Below are 4960 nucleotides of genomic sequence, written 5' to 3' on the forward strand. Positions count from 1 at the left end.
CGATTGTCTATCTTTTGGTATTAACCTGTTGATGCCTTAAGTCCTTCCCTATATGGATTTCAGATACTTTTGAGCGTAGGCGCTCTCATCGAATTTTATTTTAAGTTAATTATTTGCATAACAATTCCCGAAGAGCCATATATTGACTGCGGACGACTAGGGGAAAAGCAATCAGAAAAAGATAACCCGGAATAATATAATAGCGATCGGAGTTACCCGGTGCTAGGGAAACAAACAATAAACAGAATAGGGGATATAAATAGAAAAATACCTCCGTTTGTAAGTTATTAGTCGTGTTATTATTGATTAGCTTTTGTAATCCCCGCAGGATAAAAATACTTATGAGAGCTATCCAAGTAATTTCTAACCATTGTTTTTCCAAGACAGTTAACAGGCTGGAGGAGAGTCTTTCGATGACGATAATTCCTGAGATAGTGCCAAGAAAACTTTGGGAATGAATAGTCAGGAAGTTTCTCAATAAAAATAGTGATAGCAGTAGGAGAAAAACACCAGCTAACCAAGAAAATATTTGCTTAAACCGTGGTGGCAAGGATAAAATCTGGCTAATTTGTTGCTGCGTTCTGATAAAAACTTTACTAAAAAGAGCGAGAACTGCTAGGCTAATTATCAATAAAATATATCGATATGCTTGAAAAATTTCATCACTAATTAAAGGTTTAGTTACATAAATTATAGAAACGACTGTCAGGGATAAAAAAGATAAATAGAAAAGCTGGATCGTGGTTTTATTAAAATAACGTAGGTGCAGACTTAGAGCCGCCACAGTTAAACCGAGGGATTCAAAGATAAAGATAAAATGATTGATAACTCCCAGGGAAGTTATGAAAAGGAAAAGAAAGATATCGAGTCCAGTAAATTCATGATTTTTAAAGTACTTGAGAAGAAGCTTAAATTTAAGGGAAAGAAAGAATACTTGTAAAGCGAATACTTCCCAGGCTATTCTAGGAAAAAGCAGTAAAGAAGAACAAGATAGTAGTAAAAATAAGAAAAGAATACTCGTCTTTTGATCCACATATTTATTCAGGCTATAAACGACGATAATAAAACCTAATAGGTTAAGGAAAACCCCCAGTAATCGCAGGGAAAAAACTTTGATGCCTAGCAAGCGAAATGTTAGGGAAATTAACCAGCTATAGAAAGAGCTAGTATAGGTGTTTAGTCCGTGGAGCGATCGAGTTCCGTGGTGGAGGATTTCCCTGGCATTCAGTCCAAACCAAGCCTCATCTCCGTGCAATCCGGGGAAAGAGGAGAGGTTGACCGTCATGACAGAAATTATATAGATTAAAATTAGAAAACTTAGGTAAATTGGCAAGATTTTAACTTTTTTCATGATCGAAGTTATCCCGCTTACATAATTAAATTTTTTTCTCTGCTTTTTAGACTTATTTTTGACAAATTTAGCAAGTTTGCCTAAGGATATATTATCCTACTCGCCAGCTTCTTTGAGATACTGATTGATATGATAATTCGGGTTAACTTGACAAGAGTTCGAGCGCCTGTAAACGCAAGTTCCGTTAAAGCATTTCTCCCGTTGATAATCTCCGACCGCGGCAGTGTCTTGGTTAAATAATAGATAATTAAAATAAGGTTGTAGTTCCTCGAAATTTTGGTTATCTTTAAGGAAATAAATCGGTACATCTTGGTGTAAGTAGGCGTATCCCCCCGTGTACTGCCACGCCAATCCTTTTACTCCTAAACCGCACAGTTTTTTCTCGCTACTTAAATACTGATAGGCTTGTAATTGTCCGCCGTGGGTTTGCCAGTGAGTATAGCCCGGTTTTTGCCAAGGCGGTCCGAAATTAAAAGTCTGGTCCGTATTAAAACGCCCCGCCAACAACCAAGAGAGAAAAGCCCAAAGAAGTAAACTACTAAAAATAACGATAGTTTTGCCGGCGAGGGAACCTCGCATTAACGATAAACGTGAGACGAGAGTGGCAGTCCCCAAACCAGCGAGAATAATAATTAGTGGTAAGGCGGGGAAAATAAAACGATATTCTTTGTGACCTAAAAAGCTGTGAGAGAGGATAATAACTAGGGCCAGAAGGGCGAGAATCCAGTGACGACGAGCAGCGATTGCACAGAAGACGAGGATCGGAAACAGCCACCAAGACCAATTGAGGGCTAACCAAGTAAAATATTGTTGCCAGGGGGATACGCCAAAACTATTAAATTTTCCTTCAAAAATATTAATCCAGATCAGTTTCCAAATCGATTGGAAGGGGGTGGACCAAGTGAAAGCGTCTAAAGCACCCCCCAGCAAAACCGGACCGATAAAACCGAGGGCAAGGGGCAGTAATTGTGGAAAATTTTTTTGTCTAACTTGATAAATGAGGGCGATGGCGATGGCAGGCAGTAAATGAAATCGAAGATAGGTGGTCAATCCGTAGAAAAACCCTGTCCAATACAGTCGCTGACGAGAGGGGGGATTTTTGCCGTAACATCCTAAATAAACGCCGACTAGCAGGGAATAAGCGGCCATAACTTCGGTGAAGGCTTTCGGGGCAAAATAAATAAATTCAAACCAAATCGCACAAATACCGCCGGTTAGGATAGCGCCGGCCAAACCGATGCTTTCGTAGGCGATCGAGAATCCGATCCAAACGGGAATTAAAGATAGTAAACTGAGGAAAATCTTGATGCTGGTCAGATAGCCACTGGCTCCTTCCGAAAAACCAGCAGTTAGCTTCATAATCCCGCCAAGAATCCCCGGAAATAACCAAGAACGAATCCCGTCCCGAAAATCCCAAGGTATCATCCCATTACCAAAAGCTAGTCGATGACCCTGTTCTAAAGTCTGAAAAATTTCATCCGGCCAGAGAATATTAGGATAAGAGAAAGCGGCATTTAGACGCAGGAAAAGGGCAAAAATAAGGATTAATAACAACCAAACTCTAGAATAATTTAACTGACGAATCATGTTGGCAACTAAGGACAAGATGTTTGCTTTAGGGGAAAATATAGGGATTTTTAACGGGGTAATTATTGTTACTGGGCTATCAAGCTAATGTTTTTTAGCATATTGCTGATGGTAATGTCAATCTCTTAAGTTATAGTTTAGTGGGGAGAAAGGGGGGAACTTTTCTGCCAGAAATGAGTCCCTTGTCTGGAGTTGGCTATAAAGATGAGTTGACCATTTGATATCCCTGAGAATTTACGAAGGAGAAATTATCGAGATGACTTAACCTCGATAATCGGGTATTTAATCGATCTGGGTTTGCCAAAAAATTTAACCGTCAAACCATGATACAATAGCGCGGGTTCACCCCAAAAGATAAATATAGCGGTGTGCAGTCGTATGAGGTACAGTGTCACGAGCTATAAACCATGCTAGGCAAAGCTTGGTCTGTATCTCACTCAAGCGCTTACCGCTATAGCGAGCCAATTTCAGAATAATGCTGCAACGAGATTTTCCATTTAAGAATTTTGAAAAGTTTGATTACCGTCTATTTCTGGGTGTATTAATTACTGGATTAGGTTTTATCTTAAGATATTATCAGTACGATTCCTTGCCTCCCTATAACTGGACTCAAGATGAATTTGCCTTTGCTTGGAGTGGCATGAGTTTGATTCAAGATGGAGTTCCTACCAGTTGGTCTTTCCTCAGTCCCACGGATGATTTTTTGGTGACAGTTTGGGAAAAAACTGCTGTTCGTTATCGTTTTGTTACCCCTTGGTTTGATCATCCTCCCTTGTTTGGATTAATTGTGGGTATGACGGCTATTTTATCGGGAGCAAAGGAATTTTTTGACTGTAGTTTAACAGTAATTAGAATTCCTTCTTTAGTTTTTGGCACTCTCTCTATTTTCTTACTTTATTTATTAGCTTTACGTTTGACTAATACCAGTGTGGCGATTATAACTTCTTTAATTTTTTCCACTAACCCCAATACGGTTTTTTTATCTCGTTTAGCAGTTAGTGAAAATTTATTATTATGTCTAAGTTTAGCGGTAGCAATTTTATTCCTTCAGTACGGTGAAAAGTCTCAAAAAAAGTATCTATACTTGGCTATAGTTCTAGGGGGTTTAGCACCTTTAGTTAAGGTGACAGGATTATATATTCTAGGTTCTCTAGTCGCTTTACTATTATTGCAAAAAAATTGGCGAGATAGCTTAATCGCTTCTCTGACGGCAGTTTTATCCATAGGTTTGTATTACCTTTACGGTTGGTTTTATGATTTTAGTGGGTTTTTAACTACTCTCCAAGAACATAAAAATCGCTTTACGGATTTTGCTATGTTAAAAAATCTAGTTTTACCTACAGTTTTTTTTGAGGATGGTTGGTTAATTTTTAGTTGGATCACTCTACTGTTAGTTGCCAGATTTCCTTTAAAAATATCTAAAATACGATTAGTTATTTTTCCTATATTAATCTATACAATTCTTCTTATTTTTTCTGGCGCTCAAAGCCATTACTATGCTTGGTATGTAATTCCTTACTATGGATTTCTCTTGCTAGTGCTTGGTATATTCTTAGACGATTTTCGTAAGAACCCTGATTTTATCAGTGCTGCCACTATCTTTATTTTTCTTGTCGTTTGGTCGGTGAATTTAAATATTAAGGATTGGGTTTTGAGTTCCCCTTACGGTAGATATGACTTTATTATCGGAACAGCAATTACTTTAGGGGGATTTTTCTTTAATGATTTAACCGAGAAAAAATCGAAAATTTTAACTAATTTTGTCAAGATAATCATGCTGATCGTCTTTTTGGGATTGTTACTAGGTAATCTTAATCTCATCCTTAACTATAAATTGCCAAGTTAAGCTAGTAAAACTAAACAAATAAATCTTGAACTTTTAATTATGACAATCCTGAAACGTTTTCCACTTTCTCATACCTTATTTTGGGCAATTATCTACTTTGTTGCTTTGGGAATTATCTCGGTTATTTTAGGTCAAGATGTTAGTTGGGATTTACGAAACTATCATTTTTATAATCC

3 protein-coding genes are annotated in these 4960 nt (G+C 37.7%); 1 reads left to right on the forward strand and 2 read right to left on the reverse strand.

The features are described from left to right. Positions 1-109: 109 nt before the first annotated feature. Complete coding sequence (locus tag IM477_RS20495) at positions 110-1351, reverse strand: hypothetical protein (protein ID WP_287733269.1); 1242 nt, start codon at positions 1349-1351, stop codon at positions 110-112. Positions 1352-1447: 96 nt separating this feature from the next. Beyond that, positions 1448-2938 (reverse strand): glycosyltransferase family protein, encoded by a 1491-nt coding sequence (locus tag IM477_RS20500; RefSeq protein ID WP_353845564.1) that lies wholly within the window; start codon positions 2936-2938, stop codon positions 1448-1450. A gap of 475 nt (positions 2939-3413) precedes the next feature. On the opposite strand from IM477_RS20500, the gene IM477_RS20505 reads away from it, so the two are divergent. Then, on the forward strand, positions 3414-4784 hold the full coding sequence (locus IM477_RS20505) for an ArnT family glycosyltransferase (RefSeq protein WP_287733271.1): 1371 nt from the start codon (positions 3414-3416) through the stop codon (positions 4782-4784). The last annotated feature ends 176 nt before the right edge of the window (positions 4785-4960 follow it).

This window comes from Microcystis sp. M090S1 (genome assembly GCF_020246295.1).
GTDB lineage: Bacteria > Cyanobacteriota > Cyanobacteriia > Cyanobacteriales > Microcystaceae > Microcystis > Microcystis aeruginosa.

Bases quoted from the DNA above. Each gene is read 5' to 3' on its own strand.
- IM477_RS20505 (WP_287733271.1), top strand. From the start codon at position 3,414: ATGCTGCAACGAGATTTTCCATTTAAGAATTTTGAAAAGTTTGATTAC.
- IM477_RS20500 (WP_353845564.1), bottom strand. From the start codon at position 2,938: ATGATTCGTCAGTTAAATTATTCTAGAGTTTGGTTGTTATTAATCCTT.
- IM477_RS20495 (WP_287733269.1), bottom strand. From the start codon at position 1,351: ATGAAAAAAGTTAAAATCTTGCCAATTTACCTAAGTTTTCTAATTTTA.